The following is a 19180-nucleotide window of genomic DNA, read 5'->3' on the forward strand; positions in this document are numbered from 1 at the left end:
GCGATCATGCTCCTGACTCCCAATGCCATGGGCCGGCGCATGCGTCTGGGCCTGTACCTCACCACCGGCCTGATCGCGCTGTTCCTGCTGCTGCCGATCGTGTTCATCGTGCTGCTGTCATTCGGTTCTTCGCAGTGGCTGGTGTTCCCACCACCGGGCTGGACGCTGAAATGGTATAGCCAGTTCTTTTCCAATGCCGACTGGATGAACGCCGCACTGGCCAGCCTGAAGGTGGCGGTGCTGACGACAATCTGCGCCGTTGCACTCGGCCTGCCGACGGCCTTCGCCCTGGTTCGCGGGCGCTTTCCTGGCCGGGAAATGCTCTATGGCCTGTTCACCCTGCCGATGATCGTGCCACTGGTGATCATCGCCGTGGCGGTGTATGCGCTGTTCCTCAAACTGGGCTACACCGGAACCCTGTTTGCCTTCGTGGTAAGCCATGTGATCGTCGCGCTGCCCTTTACCATCATCTCGATCATCAACTCACTGAAGCTGTTCGATCAGTCTATCGAAGACGCCGCGGTGATCTGCGGGGCGTCGCGTCTGCAGGCGGTGGTCAAGGTGACCTTCCCGGCGATCCGCCCGGGCATGGTTGCCGGTGCACTGTTCGCCTTTCTGGTCTCGTGGGACGAAGTGGTGCTCAGCGTGATGATGGCCAGCCCGACCCTGCAAACCCTGCCCGTGAAAATGTGGACCACCCTGCGTCAGGACCTGACACCTGTGATCGCCGTCGCTTCGACGCTGCTGATCGGTCTGTCGGTACTGGTCATGGTGATCGCCGCCGCGCTGCGCCGGCGCAATGAAATCAGCGCCTGAGCGCCTAGGAGTACGACATGAGTGCCGTCATCAAAGATCCTGCACAGCAGCGCGACAAGCCCCTGGTCAGCCTGCGCAACCTGAACAAGCACTACGGCGACTTTGCCGCCGTGGACAACATCTCGCTGGACATTCAGGACGGTGAGTTCCTCACGTTCCTCGGCTCCAGCGGCTCGGGAAAGAGCACCACCCTGTCGATGCTTGCCGGGTTCGAAACACCCAGCAGCGGCGAGATCCTGGTCAATGGCCAATCGCTGGTCAATGTCCCGCCGCACAAGCGCGACATCGGCATGGTGTTCCAGCGCTACTCACTGTTCCCGCACCTTTCGGTCCGCGACAACATCGGTTTCCCCCTGGCCATCCGCAAATTGGCGGCCAGCGAACGAGACAAACGTGTCGATGCCATGCTCAAGCTGGTACAACTTGAGAAGTTCGCCCATCGGCGCCCGTCCCAACTCTCCGGTGGCCAGCAGCAGCGCGTGGCGATTGCCCGTGCGCTGGTCTACGAGCCACGCATCCTGCTGATGGATGAGCCGCTCGGCGCCCTGGACAAGAAACTGCGCGAAGACCTGCAGGACGAACTGCGTCAACTGCACCGTCGCCTGGGCATTACCATCGTTTATGTCACCCACGACCAGGAAGAAGCCATGCGCCTGTCTCAGCGCATTGCGATTTTCAGTCACGGCAAGATCGTTGGGCTGGGCAGTGGCTACGACCTCTATCAGAACCCACCGAATGCCTTTGTCGCCTCGTTCCTTGGCAACTCCAACTTCCTCAAGCTCAAGGCCCAGGGTAATGCGGTGGCCAGCTTTGAAGGCCAGCCATTGTCGATCCGTCTGACCGGTGGCCTGCAACTCGACCAGGACGTGCTGTTGATGATCCGGCCGGAGAAAGCACTGGCCCTGAGTGTTGAGCAGGCCCAGCGGGAACCACTCGCTGCGGGCTGGAACGAAGTCTCGGCCAAGGTCAGCGAAATGCTCTTCCTCGGTGAAAGCCAAACCTGCAGCGTGGTTACACCGGGTGGTACGGCGATGACCGTCAAGGCCCTGTCGGCCACCGGCATGCCACTCACCGCTGGCGACACCGTGCGGGTACGCTGGGCAACCAGTGATGCCTGCGTGTATACCCAATGGTCTGAAAGCGACCTGAACAAGGCCGCTGGCGCGCATTAACTCCCCTCCACGTTCCCGTGCCCTGCACGGGAACGCCCCTACCGACGGTACTAGTCGGCCTGCATCGCCCCCCCTTTCCTACGCTACATAAAACACGACACCCTCTCCTGCCTTCGCTAATCCTCACGAGACTTCGCGCTTAACCGCCAGCGTAGCCATACAGCGGGTCGGTACCGTGCCTGTCCGCGAGCCAGGTATTCCAGAGCCGATCCGCCTGTATCAATTGAAAGGAATGAACGCTGAAAGGGAATGAAGCGTGATGCCCGAAAGCAGCAGCGAAGCGCAGGGCGCAGGGCGCAGGCAACCCGGCCACTAACCTGAGCACTGCACGCCAGGTCAGTAAGCGGTGTTTGTTCGATTACTCGATGGGGGGATTATCGGTTCGTCGTCGACGCAGCGGGGCTGACGCTTGAAACGCAATACGCCGTCGCCGAGCAACCTGGGTGTGAGCCCAGTTGCTCGGCGACGGCGAGTGACAGTAACGCGCTTGATCAGTCGGTAAAGCCCAGTTTGACGGCACCGCGTGCTGCAGGCTGGCTACGGGTAGCCAGGCAGTAGTACAGCGGGCAGGTCACTGCCAGCCCGACCAGCCAGGACAAGTCAGCGCCTTCCACCAGGTTGGCGTAGGGCCCGACATACAGCGAAGTATTGGCAAACGGCAGTTGCACGAGGGTACCGATAAAGTACGCAACAATCGCATGCAGATTGAAACGCCCATACACGCCGCCGTCGGCACTGAAAATCGAGCTGATGTCGTACTGGCCGCGCTTGATCAGGTAGAAATCAATCAGGTTGATCGACGCCCACGGCACCAGCACCAGCAGCAGCGCCAGAACCAGGCCGATAAACTGCGAAATGAAGTTCGGCGAGGCACCCAGCGCAACCACGCAGCACCCCGCCAGGATCAGCGTCGACAACACTACCCGTACCCTGATGCTTGGGGTCCACTGGCTGGCAAAGGTCTGGATCGAGGTGATGATCGACAACACAGCGCCATACAGATTCAGGGCGTTGTGGCTGATGATGTTGAGCAGGAACAGCACCATCAAAATCGGCCCCAACCCGCCCGTGGCCTGCTTTACAGCAGCCATGGCTTCAGTACCATCGGGCGTGGCCAGCACGGCGACGACACCGAAGGTGAACGACAGAATGGTACCCAGTGTCGCGCCCAGGTAGGTAGCCAGGAACGGTCGGGCAATGCCGATATCGGCGGGCAGGTAGCGCGAGTAATCCGACGTGTAGGGCGAAAAGCTGATCTGCCAGATGATCCCCAGTGACACCGTGGCCAACCAGCCAGAAAGGTTGAAACCGCCACGGCTGAAGAAATCAGCAGGCACATCGTGGGCAAAGATATAGACGAAACCTGCCAGCAAGGCACTGCCCATGACCCAAGTGCCGATACGGTTCAAGGTATGGATAAAGCGGTAGCCGATCACGCCGATTGCCGTAGCGCTCAACGCCCCGATCAGAATGCTCGCCGGTACCGGCACCGAAGGCGCGATGCCGGTAATGGATTTTCCGGCCAGGACGATGTTGGAAATGAAAAAGCCGATGTAGATGATTGCAGTGAAGAACACGATCAGTAATGCACCGTAGCGGCCGAATTGACCACGGCTCTGGACCATCTGCGGAATCCCCATGCATGGGCCTTGCGCCGACGCCAGGGCAATCACGATGCCGCCGATCATGTGCCCGAGGATGATCGCCATCACTCCCCAGAACAGGTTGAGGTGGAACACCTGAACCACCATCGCACCGGTCACGATGGGTAATGGCGCAATGTTGGTGCTGAACCACAGGGTGAAAAGATCGCGCGCCTTCCCATGGCGCTCCGCAAGCGGTACGTAGTCGACCGTATGGTTCTCGATCAACGGGTCTTGTTTGGACATCTGGGACATGTTCATCAACTCGAGTTTGTCTGTTTTTATCGTTGTACAAAGCCAAACCGGGGCGGCTCTGCGAGCCACCCAAGATGAACACCATATTATGGTATTCCAACTTTTTAACAAGACTGAGCCGGTCTTTTGCCGAGCAGCTGATCTGCCCTCGTGCCGTGGAACGCCCGATTTTAATGGCCAAAACCCCCGAGAACACGGGGCCTGAAGCGCCTTTGTGACACTCGTCGTGTTGTACGTAAAAGGCGTTGCAAAGATCATATTATGGTATACCATCATACCTGAAGCCTGACCCAATCCTTCCTGCTGCTTCGAGGACAGTCCAATGATCGATGCCACCCTCTACAAACAAGTCATGGGTTCATTCCCGTCCGGGGTGACCGTCATCACCACCCTCGACGACGATGGCCAGGTCGTCGGCCTGACTGCCAGCGCGTTCAGTTCGCTGTCGATGGACCCGGCACTGGTGCTGTTCTGCCCCAACTACAGTTCCGACTCCTACCCGGTCCTGATCAAGAACAAACGCTTTGCCATCCATGTGCTGTCCGGCGTCCAGCAAAAAGAAGCCTATGCCTTCGCCCGCAAGGGTAAAGACAAGGCGCAAGGGATCGAATGGACCCTCAGCGAACTGGGCAACCCACTGTTGAGTAACGCCACGGCCATCATCGAATGTGAACTGTGGCGCGAGTATGAAGGCGGCGACCACGCCATCATGGTTGGCGCAGTCAAGAACCTGATTGTGCCGCAGCGCGACAACGGGCCGCTGGTGTACTGCAATGGAAAGATGGGCGCATTGCCAGTACTGGCTTGAGCCTGGGCACAGAAGACAAATCGCTTGCAGATATCCCGTATTATGGTATACCAATAATTCAGTACCCGGGCCTTCCTGTTCCACTCGGTACCCGGTGATAACGGCCAGACACCACCCGGCAGCGCACAGCGCTCTTTCCTGATATCAGGCCTGCAGTCGACAGGCCCACAACAAAAGATCCGAGGTAAGCGTCATGAAATTTTCGTTGTTCGTACACATGGAGCGTTGGGACGAAAGCGTCAGCCATCGCCAGTTGTTCGAAGACCTGACCGAGCTGACCCTCATGGCCGAAACCGGCGGCTTCAGCACCGTCTGGATTGGTGAACACCACGCCATGGAATACACCATCTCGCCAAGCCCGATGCCGCTGCTGGCTTACCTCGCGGCCAAGACCACCACCATCCACCTGGGTGCAGGCACGATCATTGCGCCGTTCTGGCACCCTTTGCGCGTTGCGGGTGAATGCGCGCTGCTGGACGTGATCAGTAACGGGCGGATGGAAGTCGGCCTGGCCCGTGGTGCCTACCAGTTTGAATTCGACCGCATGGCCGGTGGCATGCCCGCCTCCTCCGGTGGTCAGGCCCTGCGTGAAATGGTCCCGGTCGTCCGTGCCCTGTGGCAGGGTGACTACGCCCACGACGGTGATATCTGGAAATTCCCGACCTCCACCAGCGTGCCAAAACCTGTACAGAAACCCATGCCACCCATGTGGATTGCCGCCCGCGATCCAGACTCGCACAACTTTGCAGTCGCCAACGGTTGCAATGTGATGGTCACGCCACTGATGAAGGGCGATGAAGAAGTCCTGGACCTCAAGAACAAGTTCCAGACTGCCTTGAACAACAACCCCGAAGTACCACGCCCGCAACTGATGGTACTGCGCCACACCCATGTACACGCCGTTGATGACCCTGAAGGCTGGAAAGTCGGTGCCCAGGCCATTTCGCGCTTCTACCGCACCTTCGATGCCTGGTTCGGCAACAAGCAAACCCCGGTCAATGGTTTCCTTGAGCCAAGCCCGGAAGAAAAGTTCGCCGAACGCCCAGAGTTCGAGCTGGAAAACATCCGCAAGAACACCATGATCGGCACCCCGGAAGAGATCATTGCGCGCATTCGCTACTACCAGGAACTGGGCGTGGACGAGTTCAGCTTCTGGTGCGACAACAGCCTGCCGCATGCCGAGAAGAAGAAGTCCCTGGAGCTGTTCATCAAGCACGTGGTACCCGCCTTCAGCTAAGCGAAGCGCAGGCATCTGTCACAAAAACGCCGGGGCATGCCCCGGCGTTTTTGCACTCAATTGCTACAACTCAATGGTTGTACGCCCGCTCGTTGTGCTCGGCGAGGTCCAGCCCCATCTCCTCTACCGACTCATCGGCACGCAAGCCCGTCAGCGCATTCACCACTTTCAGAATGAGCCAGCTGACCACAAAGCAGTAAACCGTGGTCATCAAAACACCCTGAACCTGCGCCCACACCTGCGCGCCCATGCTCACGCCCTCAACCAGCCCACCCATGGACGGTACGCAAAACACACCGGTCAGCAGCGCGCCAATGATGCCGCCGATACCATGCAGGCCAAACACGTCGAGGCTGTCGTCATAACCCAGGCGCCGTTTCAGCACGGTGACGCTCAAGTAACAGAGCACGCCGCACAACACGCCGATGGCCAATGCCCCGCCAACCCCCACGTAGGCACATGCCGGGGTAATACCGACCAAGCCGGCCAAGGCACCGCTGGCCAGGCCCAACGCACTGGGTTTACCGACCTTGAACCATTCGGTGAACATCCAGCCGAGGATGCCGGCGCACGCCGCCAGTTGGGTGTTAAGCATGACAATCCCGGAGACACCGCCAAGGCCACCACCCGAACCGATATTGAAGCCGAACCAACCGACCCAGAGCATGGCCGCACCAACCATGGTCAGGCTCAGGTTATGCGCTGGCATCGGCGTATTGGCATAGCCTTTGCGTTTGCCGAGCATCAAGCACGCAGCGAGCGCTGCCACCCCGGCATTGATGTGCACCGCTGTTCCGCCGGCGTAATCCAGCACCCCCCAGTTGTGCATCAACGCTCCCGCCCCACCCCAGACCATATGCGCCACTGGCGCGTACACCAGGGTGAACCACAAGGCCATGAACAACAGCGCCGCCGAGAACTTCATGCGCTCGGCGAAAGCACCCGCGATCAACGCCGGGGTAATGATGGCGAACGTCATCTGGAAGGTGACGTAGACGCCCTCGGGAATTTCACCCACCAGGCTGTCAGGCGTCATGCCAGCCAACATCGCGCGGCTCAGACCACCGACAAAGCTGTTGAAGGTCACCTCCCCTTCAACCATCCCAGTGGTATCGACCACCATACTGTAGCCATAGATCACCCACAGCACGCCCACCAGACCGGCGATACCAAAACACTGGGTAAACAGCGAAAGCATGTTCTTCGCCCGCACCAGGCCACCGTAGAAAAGCGCCAGCCCCGGCAGGCACATGAACATCACCAGCACTGCCGCACTGATCATCCAGGCGGTACTGCCGGTATTGAGTGTCGGTGCATCAGCGGCCTGGGCCAGCGGCACAACCGCGCCCAATGCCATCAGGCTCAAGAGGAGATTGCCAGAAAAGCGCTTGACCATTTTCGAAGCTCCTGCAAAAAAAGGGTTTGCTGGCAGCACGTAAAAAGACACTGATAGACGGGCTTTTATAAGCCTCTAGGCATGCACAACACCCCTCCGGGGAGGGGTGCTGCGTTTACAGCGCTGGCTCAGTACTGTTGGCCAGGTATCCAATGGGTGCCTGCCAGCGGCACCCGTGCCATCGCAGCCGCCTCCACCGTCAAGGCCACCAGGTCCTCAGGATCGAGGTTGTGCAGGTGCGACTTGCCGCAGGCGCGCGCCATGGTTTGCGCCTCAAGCACCAACACCCGCAAGTAATTGGCCAGACGACGCCCACCTTCAACAGGGTCCAGGCGCTTCGACAGTTCCGGGTCCTGGGTCGTGATCCCAGCCGGATCACGACCGTTCTGCCAGTCGTCGTAGAAGCCTGCGGCCGAGCCGATTTTCTTCAGTTCCTCATCCAGACGCGGGTGGTTGTCACCCAGCGCAATCAGCGCCGCAGTGCCGATCGCAACAGCATCCGCGCCCAACGCCATGGCCTTGGCAACATCGGCGCCGTTGCGGATACCACCAGAGACGATCAACTGAACCTTGCGGTGCATGCCCATCTCCTGCAAAGCCTGTACCGCTTGCGGGATGGCCGGCAGGATCGGAATGCCCACGTGCTCGATAAACACTTCCTGGGTCGCCGCCGTGCCGCCCTGCATACCGTCGAGGACAATCACATCAGCCCCGGCCTTGACCGCCAGCTTGACGTCGTAATAAGGACGGCTGGCACCGATTTTCACGTAGATGGGCTTTTCCCAGTCGGTGATTTCACGGATCTCGGCGATCTTGATCGCCAGATCGTCCGGTCCGGTCCAGTCCGGGTGGCGGCAGGCACTGCGCTGATCGACACCAATTGGCAGGGTGCGCATACCCGCTACCCGCTCGGTCACCTTCATGCCCAGCAGCATGCCGCCACCACCCGGCTTGGCGCCCTGCCCCAAAACGATCTCGATGGCATCGGCCTTGCGCAGATCGTCCGGGTTCATGCCATAGCGCGATGGCAGGTACTGATACACAAGGTGCTGCGACTGGCCACGCTCTTCCGGGGTCATGCCGCCGTCGCCGGTGGTGGTGCTGGTACCGGCAATGGTCGCGCCACGGCCCAACGCTTCCTTGGCGTTGGCCGACAAGGCGCCGAAGCTCATCCCGGCAATGGTCACGGGAATTTTCAGGTGAATCGGTTTCTTGGCAAAACGGTTGCCGAGCACAACATCAGTGCCGCACTTCTCGCGGTAGCCTTCCAACGGATACCGCGAAACGCTGGCACCGAGTAGCAGCAGGTCATCAAAATGCGGCAGCTTGCGCTTGGTGCCACCGCCGCGGATGTCGTAGATGCCGGTTTCGGCGGCACGCTGGATTTCCTGAATGGCCAGGCGGTCGAAGGTGGCGGACTCGCGCAGCACTGGAGGGGTCTTTTCGCTCATTGTGGTTCTCCTGGATCAGTACGCGGAGGCGTTGTCGACTTTGAAGTTGTACAGCTGGCGGGCTGAGCCATAACGCTTGAAGTCAGCGGCCTTTTCATTGAGGCCAGCGCGATCTAGCAACTGCTGCAGCTCTTCCAGGTGCTCGGCACGCATTTCCTTGGCAATGCAGTCCGAACCCAGCGACTCGACCTTGCCTTTGACATAGATGCGGGTTTCGTACAGCGAGTCGCCCAGCGCATCGCCGGCATCGCCACACACCACCAGACGACCCGCCTGCCCCATGAAGCAGCTCATGTGGCCGATGCTGCCGCCGACCACGATGTCGATGCCTTTCATGGAAATGCCGCAACGCGCACCGGCATCCCCCTCGATCACCAGCAGGCCGCCATGTGCGGTGGCGCCTGCCGCTTGCGAGGCGCTGCCCTTGACCCGCACATACCCCGACATCATGTTCTCGGCGCAACCGACACCGACGTTGCCATGCACGGTGACCGAGGCTTTCTGGTTCATGCCTGCGCAGTAGTAACCGGCGTGGCCCTGAATATCGATAGAGACCTCCTGGTTGACCCCGACCGCCAGGTTGTGCGCACCGTTAGGGTGAGTCACGACCCATTCGCGGTCATCCACATGCTTGGCCTGGTCATGCAGGGCCTGGTTCAGATCACGCACAGAGGCGTTGGACAAATCGATAGTTTTCATGTGCGTGCTCCTTAAGCCGACTCGCGTTCCCAGATGTACATGGTGGCCGGGACCGGTTCCCAGACCTTGGCGTTCTCGATACCTGGCAGGCTGGACAACGCCTGATACTCCGAGGCCATGGCAACGTAGTCGTCAGTCTCGGCGAGGATCGCCGGCTTGCAGGCAATCGGATCGCGAATCACGGCAAAGCCGTTGCGTGTGCCGATCGCAAAGGTGAAGAAGCCATCGAGCTCTTCCAGCGACTTGTCCAGCGCTTGCTTGAGCGTGTCGCCCTGCTGCAGGCGCCAGGTCAGGTAACCGGCGGCCACTTCAGTGTCGTTCTCGGTTTCAAAGGTGATACCTTCGCGGCGCAGGTTCTGGCGCAGGCGCGAGTGGTTGGAAAGCGAGCCGTTATGCACCAGGCACAGGTCGGCGCCGGTGGAGAACGGGTGACTGCCTTCCATGGTCACCGCGCTTTCAGTGGCCATGCGGGTGTGACCGATGATGTGGCTGCCTTTCATGCTAGCCAGGCCGAAACGCTCAGAGATTTCTTTGGGCAAACCCATGCCTTTGAGAATCTCGATGCTCTGCCCGGCGCTCATGATGCGCACGCTTGGCGCCAACTCGGCCAACACGGCCCGCACCGCGGCTTCGTCCGCCTGTACTTTCAGGACAATGGCGCTGGCATTCTGAAACCAGTCCAGCGCGCAGCCCAGGCGGGCCTCGACGGCTGCAACCAAGGCCTTGAAGTCATAGCCCTCGGTGGTCGCCTGCAGGGTCAGCTTGACCCAGCCATCCGCCACTTCATCACCGTAGATGGCAAAACCGGCACTGTCCGGACCACGATCCGTCATGGCCTCGAGCATGGGTTCAAACAGCTTGCCCAACTGGGATTCAAGCTTGGGGTTTTTCAGGTAAAGACCCACAATTCCACACATATTAGAAACTCCAGGGCAGAAGACGCCCTCCCCACTCACCGGGCGTCAGGAACGGTTGATTAACGAATCAGAAAAACTCGGTGTAGCGCTGGATCTCCCAGTCGCTCACATGGCGGCTGTATTCCACCCACTCCATGCGCTTGAGGCGGATGAACTCGCCCACGATCTCCGGCCCCATGACCTCGGCGAACAGGGGGTCGGCCTCCAGGGCATCACAGGCTTCCTTGAGTGATTGCGGCAAGGTCTTGATGCCACGTGCGGCGATCTCTTCAAGGCTGAGCTTGTAGAGGTTCTCGTTGCAGACCTTGTCGATTTCGAGCTTGCGGTCGATGCCGTCCAGGCCCGCAGCGATGATTGCCGCGCTCACCAGGTACGGGTTGCAGCCCGCATCGGGCAAGCGAAACTCCAGGCGACCGTACGGCACACGAACCATCGCAGATCGGTTGTTGGCACCAAAGGCGATGAACGCCGGCGCCCAGGTTGCGCCAGACAGCGATTGACCAACCACCAGGCGCTTGTAGGAGTTGACCGTGGGTGCTGCAAAGGCACACAGCGCAGGGCCGTGCGCCAAAAGGCCGGCAGCAAAGTGATAAGCCAGCTTCGACAAGCCCATGCCGCTTGGATCACTGGCATCGTGGAACAGGTTCTTGTTTTCGGCACTGGCGATCGACAAGTGAAAGTGCATCCCGTTGCCGGCCCGCTTCGGGTCGGGCTTGGGCATGAACGAGCAGATCATGCCCAGGTCGTTGGCAATTTCACCCGCCGCCATGCGGAAGAAGGTGAAGCGGTCCGCGGACTCCATGGCTTCACTGTAGGTGTAGTTGATCTCGAACTGACCGTTGGCGTCTTCATGGTCAATCTGGTAAATGTCAAAACCCACCGGCTGCAAGGCTTCGGTCAGGCGCTCAAGGAACACCCGCGAACGCGATAGCCCCTTGTAGTCGTAGCAGGGCTTGTCCAGGGTATCGCTGCTGTCCACCAGCTGCAGACGCCCCTGCTCATCGCGACGCATCAGGTTGAACTCTGGCTCCAGCCCGGTGTTGAGCGTCCAGCCCTTATCGCTCAGGCGTTTGATCTGCTGCTGCAAGACATAACGGCTGTCATAGGGATGGGGCTTGCCATCGACATGACCGATGCACACGATACGACCGTAGCCTGGCTGCCACGGAACCGGCGTTAGCGTCGACAGATCGCCCCGGGCCATGAAGTCCGGGCCATGCGGCTCCATGCCCATGCCGCAGATGGCGAATCCCGCGAAGCCCGCACCGTCTTCGGCAACCATTTTCAGGCCAGAAACCGGCACTGATTTGGTCTTCGCCGAACCGTGAATGTCAACGAACTGAGCCAGCACGTACTTGATCCCATGCTTCTCGATCAAATGCTGGGTATCTGGTGGCAACATGGATCTCACTCCTCGTGAAAGGCAAAGCGTTGTGGAAGGTTGAAACGCCTGACTTCCCTGACAACCACATTATTCCAATCAGGAAAGTTACTTTCCCAATAGGAATGCAATCAGCTTGCCAACTCTGGGATACCACTGACCTGAATGCGCGAAGGGGAGCGTTGCTGCTGTCTATATGGGAAACTTGCTTTCCCACCGCGAATAATCGAGGGTGGACAGGCTCGACAGGGGTGTACATCGCACATTCCTGGTGCGAATATAAAATTATTGAAAAGAAATAGTGCAGGCTGTGATAACGATGACCGATGAAACGCAACCCCGCCTGAAGCTCGAGCAGTACCTGGGCATGCAAATCAAACGTCAGCGCCAGGCCCAGGAACTGAAACTGGCCGACGTCGCCCGTATCGCCGGTATCAGCCAGGGCATGCTGAGCAAGATCGAAAACGCGCAGGTATCCACCAGCCTCGATACCCTCAGCCGTCTCTGCGACGTGCTGGGCATGCCCATGTCGAAACTGTTCAGCCAGTACGATCAGCAAGGCAGCAGCGCGCTACTGGTCAAGGCTGGTGAAGGCCTTGAAGTGGTCAGGCGAGGTACCGAGAAAGGCCACACCTACCACCTGCTCAACCATACCCGTGGGCCAAAGAAGAACTTCGAGGCCTACATGGTGAGCATGGATGACGCCAGCGAAGAGTTCCCGACCTTCTCCCACCCCGGTACCGAGTTTCTCCACCTACTTGAAGGTGAACTGATCTACCGGCATGGCAATCAGCTGTACCGCATGGAAGCCGGCGACAGCCTGACCTTCGACGGGGAGGTTCCCCACGGGCCGGAGCAACTGGTGCAGGTGCCGATTCGCCTGCTGTCGATCATGAACTACGGCAACCAGAACGAGTAAGCAGCACGCAAGTAAAACCCGCTCCTGCGCAGGGCCTCGGCGGGCCGGCGATGACGCCCTCATCGCACCCGCCTGACCTCGCCCGCCCACCAAAAAAATTCCTGTAAGTAAAAAAAGTTTCCAGAAACCACTGGACGCTACGGCCCTCCTTCACCTATAAAAGCACCCACAGGAATATTTTATTCCCAAGGGTGATTTTTATTGGCCCGCAAAAAACGATTTCACCGATGAACTTTTCCGCTCTGCGATGACCTGCCGCCATCTTTCCGAGGACCAGCCATGCAACACGAAAAGAACCCGTTCATTCTCAAGATCAGCTGCCCGGCGACGTCAGGCATCGTCGCCGCCGTTACCTCCTACCTCGCGGAAAACGGCTGCTACATCGGAGAAATGGCACAGTTTGACGATGAGTTCAGCGGCAAATTCTTCATGCGGGCGGTGTTTCGCTTCAACGACGGCCACGACGGCGACATTGACCAGCTCAAGCACGCGTTCCAGGTCGTCGCCGACGGCTTCGACATGCACTGGGAGCTCTTCGATAGCCGTGAACCAATGCGCGTGCTGCTGATGGTCAGCAAATTCGACCATTGCCTGACCGACCTGCTCTACCGCTACCACAAGGGCGAGATGGACATGACCATCACGGCCATCGTCTCGAACCATCTGGACCTGCGGCCGATGGCCGAACGAGAAGGCATTCGCTTCATCTACCTGCCAGTGACCAAGGACACCAAGGCGCAGCAGGAAGCCGAGTTGATGAAGGTCATTGATGAAACCCGTACCGATCTGGTGGTACTCGCCCGCTACATGCAGGTCCTCTCCGACGACCTGTGCCGGCAACTGTCGGGCCGGGCAATCAATATCCACCACTCGTTCCTGCCCGGCTTCAAAGGTGCCAAGCCTTACCACCAGGCCTACCAACGCGGGGTAAAGCTGATCGGTGCAACCGCCCACTACGTCACCAGCGATCTGGATGAAGGCCCGATCATCGAGCAGGAGGTCCAGCGGGTCGACCATGTCTACCAGCCCGACGACCTGGTCGCCACCGGACGGGACACCGAAACCGTCGCCCTCTCCAAGGCGGTGAAATACCACCTGGAACACCGGGTTTTCCTTAACAACGACAGAACGGTGATCTTCCGATGAGCCCGCTGAAACTGATTGATGGCAAGGCCGCTGCCGCACAGGTGCTGCAACAGGTGCGCGAAGACGTCCGAACGCTGAAAGCCGACGGTATTGAACCGGCACTGGCGGTGATCCTGGTAGGCGAGGACCCGGCCAGCCAAGTCTATGTACGCAACAAAATCCTGCGGGCAGAGGAAGCCGGTATCCGCTCGCTGGAGTACCGACTACCCGCCACCACCGGCGAAACCGAGCTGTTGGCATTGATCGGCAAGCTCAACGACGACCCGCAGGTACATGGTTTGCTCCTGCAACTGCCATTGCCGCCACACATCGAGGAAACCCGGGCCCTGCAAGCCATTGCGCCGAGCAAGGACGTCGACGGCTTTCACAGCGAGAACGTCGGTGGCCTGAGCCAGGGCCGCGACGTGCTGACACCTTGCACGCCCAGCGGCTGCCTGTACCTGCTTGAGCAGGTCCTTGGCGACCTGAGTGGCAAACACGCCGTGGTAATCGGTCGCTCGAACATCGTCGGCAAGCCCATGGCCGCCCTGCTGCTCAAGGCCCATTGCTCGGTGACCGTGGTTCACTCGCGCAGTGCCGACGCCAAAGCCTTGTGCCAGCTCGCCGACATTGTCATCGCCGCCGTCGGGCGACCACGGCTCATCGATGGTTCGTGGCTCAAGGAGGGCGCCGTGGTCATTGATGTCGGCATCAACCGCATTGATGACCACGGTCGCAGCCGACTGGTCGGCGATGTCGATTTTGACAGTGCCCTGCCCAAGGTTGCCGCGATTACGCCGGTGCCTGGCGGTGTGGGCCCAATGACCATCGCCTTCTTGATGAAAAACACCGTGATCGCTGCCCGGCAGCAAGCCCAACGCAGCCAGTCGGAGGCCGTATGCCTTTCAACCTACTGAAATACGGGCTGAGTTCGGAGTACCCGGTGGAGGTCGACTTGCCGGCCCCAAAAGCCCTCAAGCCTGCCTACGACGTGGTCATCATCGGCGGCGGCGGTCATGGACTGGCAACGGCGTATTACCTTTCCCGATACCACGGCATCAACAACATTGCCGTACTGGAAAAGTCATACCTGGGCGGTGGCAACACCGCTCGCAACACCGCCGTGATTCGCTCCAACTACCTGACCAGCGAGGGCGTCAAGTTCTACGCCGAGTCGGTCAAGATGTTCCAGGGCCTGTCCAACGAATTTGACTTCAACATCATGTATTCGGAACGCGGCCAACTGACCCTGGCCCACACCGACGCCACCGTGCGTGCATTCCGCCAGCGTGCCGAGGTGAACAAGCACTTCGGCGGGCGAACCGAAATGATTGATCGCCAGCAGATCCGCGAACTGGTGCCTACCTTGAACCTGGACCCAGGGCACCTGCCGGTACTGGCCGGCCTCTGGCACATCGACGGTGCGACAGCGCGTCACGATGCGGTGGCCTGGGGCTACGCCAAGCAGGCAGCCAAACGGGGAGTGGAAATCCATCAGTTGACCGAAGTCCAGGAACTGGTCATCGAAAACGGCACGATCAGCGCGGTGAAAACCAACCGCGGCACGGTGCGCTGTGGCTGCGTCGTGCAAGCCGTGGCGGGCATGAGCTCGCAGATGATGAAAAAGGCCGGTATTCGCTCGCCCATCCAGACCTTTCCCCTGCAAGCGATGGTCACTCAGCCGTTCAAGCCCTTCCTTGATCCGTTGGTGAGCTCTTCGGCCCTGCACTGCTACGTGCAGCAGACCGGTCGTGGCGAAGTGGTGTTTGGGGGTGGCTCGGACCCTTATCCCCTGTTCAACACCCGCTCGACGCTCGACCTCAAGGAAAGCCTGCTGGCCCACGCCATCGAAATGTTCCCGTTCCTGGCCAACGCCAAACTGATGCGCCAATGGGCCGGAATCACCGACATGACCCCGGACTACAGCCCGATCATGGGGTTGTCCCCGGTGAAGAACTATTACCTGGACGCCGGCTGGGGCACCTGGGGTTTCAAGTCCACGCCCATCTGCGGCAAGACCATGGCCGAGCTGGTCGCCAGTGGCGGCAAGGTACCGGACCTGATCAAACCGTTCAGCCTGGAGCGTTTCTCGACCTTTGCCCAAGTCAACGAAATGGGCGCCACGGCAGCCAGCCACTAACAGGAGAGCGTGAGATGAAAGTCATGATTTGCCCGCTCAATGGGCCTCGCAACATCAGCGAGTTCACCTACGGTGGCGAGTTCAAGCCAATGCCGAACCCAAGCACCTGCAGCGACAGTGAATGGGCGGCCTATGTCTTCAACAGCGAAGACACCCTCGGCGTGGTTCGTGAATGGTGGATGCACAGCCCCTCCAGCTACTGGTTCCTGGCTGAACGCCACACCGTCACTGACGAGATCATCCGGACCTTCGACCCACGGGAACTGTTCAGCACGCGGGTTGAGTTCACTGCCGCGCAACCGCAGGAGATCGCAGGATGAGCCTCCCCAATCGCCTTCCGGCCCCCATGGGCCTGCTGATCGATCGCAATCAGCCGCTCACCTTCAGCTTTGATGGCACCGCCTATCAGGGCCTGCAGGGTGACAGCATCGCCAGCGCCTTGCTCGCCAACGGCCGTTTTCTGCTGTCACGCTCGTTCAAGTACCACCGCCCACGCGGCCCACTGAGCATGGCCGGGCAAGATGCCAACAGCCTGATCCAGTTGCCCCACGAGCCCAATGTCCTGGCCGACTGCCAGCCGTTGACGCAAGGCCTTGAAGCCAGCGGGCAAAACTTCAACGGCTCGCTGGAGCACGACAAGGACGCCTACCTGGGCAAGTTCTCCAGGTTCATGCCGGTGGGGTTCTACTACCGTTCGTTCTACAAGCCCAAGGGCATGTGGAAAGTCTGGGAGCCGATCATCCGCAAAAAGGCCGGCCTTGGCGTACTCGACCTCGACTTCAAGCCCGAGTACTACGACAAGGCCTACCTGTTCGCCGACCTTGCGGTGATCGGTGCAGGCCCGGCCGGCCTGCAAGCCGCCCTGACCGCCGCCAATGCCGGTGCCAAGGTGTTGCTGGTTGAACAACAATCGATTCTCGGCGGCTCGCTGAACTATGCCCGTTTCGACATCGACAACCGACGCGCCAACACCCTGCGCAACCAGTTGATCGAGGCGGTCCAACAGCATGCCAACATCCGCATCCTTACCCAGGCAACCTGCAACGGCTGGTTTGCCGACAACTATCTGCCCGTGATTCAAGGCAAGCGCCTGTACAAGGTCCGCGCCAGCCAGTGCATGATCTGCAGCGGCTCATTCGACCAGCCCGTCATCTTCCGCAACAACGACCTGCCGGGTGTAATGCTGACCAGTGCAGCCCAGCGCCTGATGAAACTGTATGCCGTGAAACCCGGCAAACGCGCCGTGGTGCTCACCGGCAACGACGACGGCTACCTGGCCGCCCTCGACCTGTATGAGCAAGGCGTTGAAGTTGCCGCACTGGTGGACCTGCGAAGTGGTCCGGGCAATCGCGATCTGCTGGTCGCGCTGGAGCAACGCAGTATCCGCTGCCACCTTGCCACGACCGTCTACGAAGCCCTGCACAGCAAAGGCATGCGCCACATTACTGGCGTCGAACTGCGCAGTATCACCGGCCAGGGCCAGGTGGCCAGCCAGGCCTTGACCCTGGACTGCGACCTGCTGTGCATGTCCGGCGGCTACATGCCGGTGTATCAGTTGCTTTGTCAGGCTGGCGGCAAGCTGGCCTACAACGACGCATCGGCAGAGTTCACCTTGAGCGGCCTGCCGAACAACCTCGGCGTAGCGGGTTCCGCCAATGGCCGGCATACCCTGGACAACGTCCTGGCCGATGCCACCAATGCCACCGCCACGGCCCTGGCTGCGTTGGCATTACCCTACCCAGCGCAGCAATCGTTCAAGGCCGAAGCGCGGGTCAACTTCCCTTGGCCGATCTTCCCTCATCCCAAGGGCAAGGACTTTGTCGATTTCGACGAAGACCTGCAGGTCAATGACATCATCAACGCAACCCGGATCGGCTACCGCGATATCCAACTGGTCAAACGTTACTCCACCGTCGGCATGGGCCCGTCCCAGGGCCGTCACTCGGCGTTGCCCACGGCTCGCCTGGTCGCGGCTTCGACACAGCGCAGCATCAGTGAAACCGGAATAACCACTGCCCGCCCACCCTTCGAGGCAGAAAAACTGGCCCACGTCGCCGGACGGGCGTTCGACCCCTTCAGGCAAACGCCCATGCACGCACAACATCTGGCTGCCGGCGCGAAGATGATGCCTGCCGGCATCTGGCAACGCCCTGCCTACTACGGCAAGGCCAGCGAACGCGAGCGGTGCATGCAGGAAGAGGCACTGCACGTACGCACCAAAGTCGGCCTGATCGATGTGTCCACGCTCGGTGGCCTGGATGTGCGCGGGCCGGACGCCGGCGAGTTGCTCAACCGCCTCTACACCTTTGCCTTCCTCAAGCAACCGGTGGGCCGCTCACGCTATGCACTGATGACCAACGAGCAAGGGGTGGTGATTGACGATGGTGTCTGCGCACGCTTCGCCGAGCAGCACTTCTACGTCACCGCCACCACCAGCGGCGTCGATCGCATCTACCAGCAGATGCTCAAGTGGAACGCCCAATGGCGCCTGAACGTCGATATTGCCAACGTCACTGCAGCCCTGTCGGCCGTGAACCTGGCTGGGCCGGATGCGCGCAAGGTATTGCAAACGCTCTGCACCGACATTGACCTGTCCAGCACGGGCTTCCCTTACCTGGGGGTGCGCCAGGGCACAGTCGCCGGCATCAAGGCCCGCGTGCTGCGGGTCGGCTTCGTCGGTGAACTGGGCTACGAGATTCACGTGCCGTCGCGCCATGGCGCGGCCCTCTGGCAGGCTCTGATGAATGCCGGCAAGGACTACGACATCCGTCCCTTCGGCGTCGAGGCGCAGCGCCTGCTGCGCCTGGAAAAAGGCCATGTGATCATCAGCCAGGACACCGACGGCATGACCCATCCCGACGAGATCGACATGGGTTGGGCGATCAACCGGACCAAGCCATTCTTCGTGGGCCGCCGTTCACTGGACATCCTTCAAGCACAACCGGCAAAACGCAAACTGGTCGGTTTCACCCTGCCCAAGGGCAGCCCTAAACCACTGGAAGGCCACTTGGTGCTGAACGGCCCCGACATCAGCGGCAACGTCACCTCGTGCGAACACTCGCAGACCCTGGGGCAGATCATCGGCCTGGCCTATGCCGCACCCGAGCAAAGCACACCAGGGCAACAGATTCCCATCCGCGTCGACGGCGGCCAGGTGGTTCAAGCCACAGTGGTGCAGTTGCCGTTCTTCGACCCCGCCAACCAGCGCCAGGAGCTCTGAG

General features: G+C 60.1%; 16 protein-coding genes. 10 read left to right on the plus strand and 6 right to left on the minus strand.

The features are described 5' to 3' along the window. The first annotated feature begins 6 nt into the window (after window positions 1–6). Both ACZ9H3_RS06430 and ACZ9H3_RS06435 read left to right on the plus strand, forming a co-directional pair. A complete protein-coding gene (locus ACZ9H3_RS06430; RefSeq protein WP_099775202.1) occupies window positions 7–816 on the plus strand; it encodes an ABC transporter permease in 810 nt (269 codons plus the stop codon). Between the two features lie 17 nt (window positions 817–833). Then, window positions 834–1988, plus strand: a complete 1155-nt coding sequence (locus ACZ9H3_RS06435; RefSeq protein WP_065761126.1) for an ABC transporter ATP-binding protein — start codon at window positions 834–836, stop codon at window positions 1986–1988. Window positions 1989–2479: 491 nt separating this feature from the next. Here the strand turns inward: ACZ9H3_RS06435 and ACZ9H3_RS06440 are convergent, their stop codons facing one another. Continuing rightward, a complete protein-coding gene (locus tag ACZ9H3_RS06440; protein WP_065761125.1) occupies window positions 2480–3886 on the minus strand; it encodes a purine-cytosine permease family protein in 1407 nt (468 codons plus the stop codon). A gap of 322 nt (window positions 3887–4208) precedes the next feature. Between ACZ9H3_RS06440 and ACZ9H3_RS06445 the strand changes: the two genes are divergently transcribed. Next, a complete protein-coding gene (locus tag ACZ9H3_RS06445; RefSeq protein ID WP_065761124.1) occupies window positions 4209–4694 on the plus strand; it encodes a flavin reductase family protein in 486 nt (161 codons plus the stop codon). A 193-nt stretch (window positions 4695–4887) separates the two neighbouring features. Further along, window positions 4888–5931 carry an LLM class flavin-dependent oxidoreductase gene (locus tag ACZ9H3_RS06450; protein WP_099775204.1) on the plus strand — a complete coding sequence of 348 codons (1044 nt, stop codon included), beginning with the start codon at window positions 4888–4890 and terminating at the stop codon, window positions 5929–5931. A 70-nt stretch (window positions 5932–6001) separates the two neighbouring features. On the opposite strand, the gene ACZ9H3_RS06455 is transcribed toward ACZ9H3_RS06450, so the two are convergent. From ACZ9H3_RS06455 to glnT, 5 genes are all read right to left on the minus strand, one after another. Then, window positions 6002–7327 carry an ammonium transporter gene (locus ACZ9H3_RS06455; protein WP_476220136.1) on the minus strand — a complete coding sequence of 442 codons (1326 nt, stop codon included), beginning with the start codon at window positions 7325–7327 and terminating at the stop codon, window positions 6002–6004. Between the two features lie 128 nt (window positions 7328–7455). Next, entirely contained in the window at window positions 7456–8778 is a 1323-nt protein-coding gene (locus ACZ9H3_RS06460; protein WP_065761881.1) for an FMN-binding glutamate synthase family protein, read from the minus strand. Between the two features lie 15 nt (window positions 8779–8793). After that, the gene (locus ACZ9H3_RS06465) at window positions 8794–9477 is read right to left on the minus strand and encodes a GltB/FmdC/FwdC-like GXGXG domain-containing protein (RefSeq protein ID WP_099775206.1); all 684 of its coding nucleotides are present in this window, start codon (window positions 9475–9477) and stop codon (window positions 8794–8796) included. Window positions 9478–9488: 11 nt separating this feature from the next. Next, the gene (locus ACZ9H3_RS06470) at window positions 9489–10394 is read right to left on the minus strand and encodes a class II glutamine amidotransferase (RefSeq protein ID WP_476220137.1); all 906 of its coding nucleotides are present in this window, start codon (window positions 10392–10394) and stop codon (window positions 9489–9491) included. A gap of 67 nt (window positions 10395–10461) precedes the next feature. Then, on the minus strand, window positions 10462–11796 hold the full coding sequence (gene glnT, locus ACZ9H3_RS06475; RefSeq protein WP_065761884.1) for a type III glutamate--ammonia ligase: 1335 nt from the start codon (window positions 11794–11796) through the stop codon (window positions 10462–10464). Between the two features lie 298 nt (window positions 11797–12094). Here glnT and ACZ9H3_RS06480 point away from each other — a divergent pair, with 298 nt between their 5' ends. The 6 genes from ACZ9H3_RS06480 to ACZ9H3_RS06505 all read left to right on the plus strand — a co-directional run bounded on the left by ACZ9H3_RS06480 (window position 12095) and on the right by ACZ9H3_RS06505 (window position 19179). Then, a complete protein-coding gene (locus ACZ9H3_RS06480; RefSeq protein WP_065761885.1) occupies window positions 12095–12694 on the plus strand; it encodes a helix-turn-helix domain-containing protein in 600 nt (199 codons plus the stop codon). Between the two features lie 279 nt (window positions 12695–12973). Next, window positions 12974–13840 (plus strand): formyltetrahydrofolate deformylase, encoded by an 867-nt coding sequence (purU, locus tag ACZ9H3_RS06485; protein ID WP_476220138.1) that lies wholly within the window; start codon window positions 12974–12976, stop codon window positions 13838–13840. Then, window positions 13837–14736, plus strand: coding sequence for a bifunctional methylenetetrahydrofolate dehydrogenase/methenyltetrahydrofolate cyclohydrolase FolD (gene folD / locus ACZ9H3_RS06490; RefSeq protein WP_102051942.1), 900 nt, complete (start codon window positions 13837–13839; stop codon window positions 14734–14736). Before purU ends, folD begins: the two co-directional genes overlap by 4 nt. After that, window positions 14718–15959, plus strand: coding sequence for an FAD-dependent oxidoreductase (locus ACZ9H3_RS06495; RefSeq protein ID WP_099775209.1), 1242 nt, complete (start codon window positions 14718–14720; stop codon window positions 15957–15959). The genes folD and ACZ9H3_RS06495 overlap by 19 nt, the downstream gene beginning before the upstream one ends. Window positions 15960–15973: 14 nt before the next feature. Next, window positions 15974–16279 carry a sarcosine oxidase subunit delta gene (locus ACZ9H3_RS06500; protein ID WP_330523810.1) on the plus strand — a complete coding sequence of 102 codons (306 nt, stop codon included), beginning with the start codon at window positions 15974–15976 and terminating at the stop codon, window positions 16277–16279. After that, window positions 16276–19179 (plus strand): 2Fe-2S iron-sulfur cluster-binding protein, encoded by a 2904-nt coding sequence (locus ACZ9H3_RS06505; RefSeq protein ID WP_476220139.1) that lies wholly within the window; start codon window positions 16276–16278, stop codon window positions 19177–19179. The genes ACZ9H3_RS06500 and ACZ9H3_RS06505 overlap by 4 nt, the downstream gene beginning before the upstream one ends. Window position 19180 lies beyond the last annotated feature (1 nt).

The organism is Pseudomonas sp. TE3910 (assembly GCF_056279025.1).

Coding starts and splice junctions, on each gene's coding strand:
- ACZ9H3_RS06500 (WP_330523810.1), top strand. CDS start 15,974: ATGAAAGTCATGATTTGCCCGCTCAATGGGCCTCGCAACATCAGCGAG.
- ACZ9H3_RS06480 (WP_065761885.1), top strand. CDS start 12,095: ATGACCGATGAAACGCAACCCCGCCTGAAGCTCGAGCAGTACCTGGGC.
- ACZ9H3_RS06505 (WP_476220139.1), top strand. CDS start 16,276: ATGAGCCTCCCCAATCGCCTTCCGGCCCCCATGGGCCTGCTGATCGAT.
- folD (WP_102051942.1), top strand. CDS start 13,837: ATGAGCCCGCTGAAACTGATTGATGGCAAGGCCGCTGCCGCACAGGTG.
- ACZ9H3_RS06440 (WP_065761125.1), bottom strand. CDS start 3,886: ATGTCCCAGATGTCCAAACAAGACCCGTTGATCGAGAACCATACGGTC.
- glnT (WP_065761884.1), bottom strand. CDS start 11,796: ATGTTGCCACCAGATACCCAGCATTTGATCGAGAAGCATGGGATCAAG.
- ACZ9H3_RS06435 (WP_065761126.1), top strand. CDS start 834: ATGAGTGCCGTCATCAAAGATCCTGCACAGCAGCGCGACAAGCCCCTG.
- purU (WP_476220138.1), top strand. CDS start 12,974: ATGCAACACGAAAAGAACCCGTTCATTCTCAAGATCAGCTGCCCGGCG.
- ACZ9H3_RS06455 (WP_476220136.1), bottom strand. CDS start 7,327: ATGGTCAAGCGCTTTTCTGGCAATCTCCTCTTGAGCCTGATGGCATTG.
- ACZ9H3_RS06430 (WP_099775202.1), top strand. CDS start 7: ATGCTCCTGACTCCCAATGCCATGGGCCGGCGCATGCGTCTGGGCCTG.
- ACZ9H3_RS06465 (WP_099775206.1), bottom strand. CDS start 9,477: ATGAAAACTATCGATTTGTCCAACGCCTCTGTGCGTGATCTGAACCAG.
- ACZ9H3_RS06460 (WP_065761881.1), bottom strand. CDS start 8,778: ATGAGCGAAAAGACCCCTCCAGTGCTGCGCGAGTCCGCCACCTTCGAC.
- ACZ9H3_RS06450 (WP_099775204.1), top strand. CDS start 4,888: ATGAAATTTTCGTTGTTCGTACACATGGAGCGTTGGGACGAAAGCGTC.
- ACZ9H3_RS06445 (WP_065761124.1), top strand. CDS start 4,209: ATGATCGATGCCACCCTCTACAAACAAGTCATGGGTTCATTCCCGTCC.
- ACZ9H3_RS06470 (WP_476220137.1), bottom strand. CDS start 10,394: ATGTGTGGAATTGTGGGTCTTTACCTGAAAAACCCCAAGCTTGAATCC.
- ACZ9H3_RS06495 (WP_099775209.1), top strand. CDS start 14,718: ATGCCTTTCAACCTACTGAAATACGGGCTGAGTTCGGAGTACCCGGTG.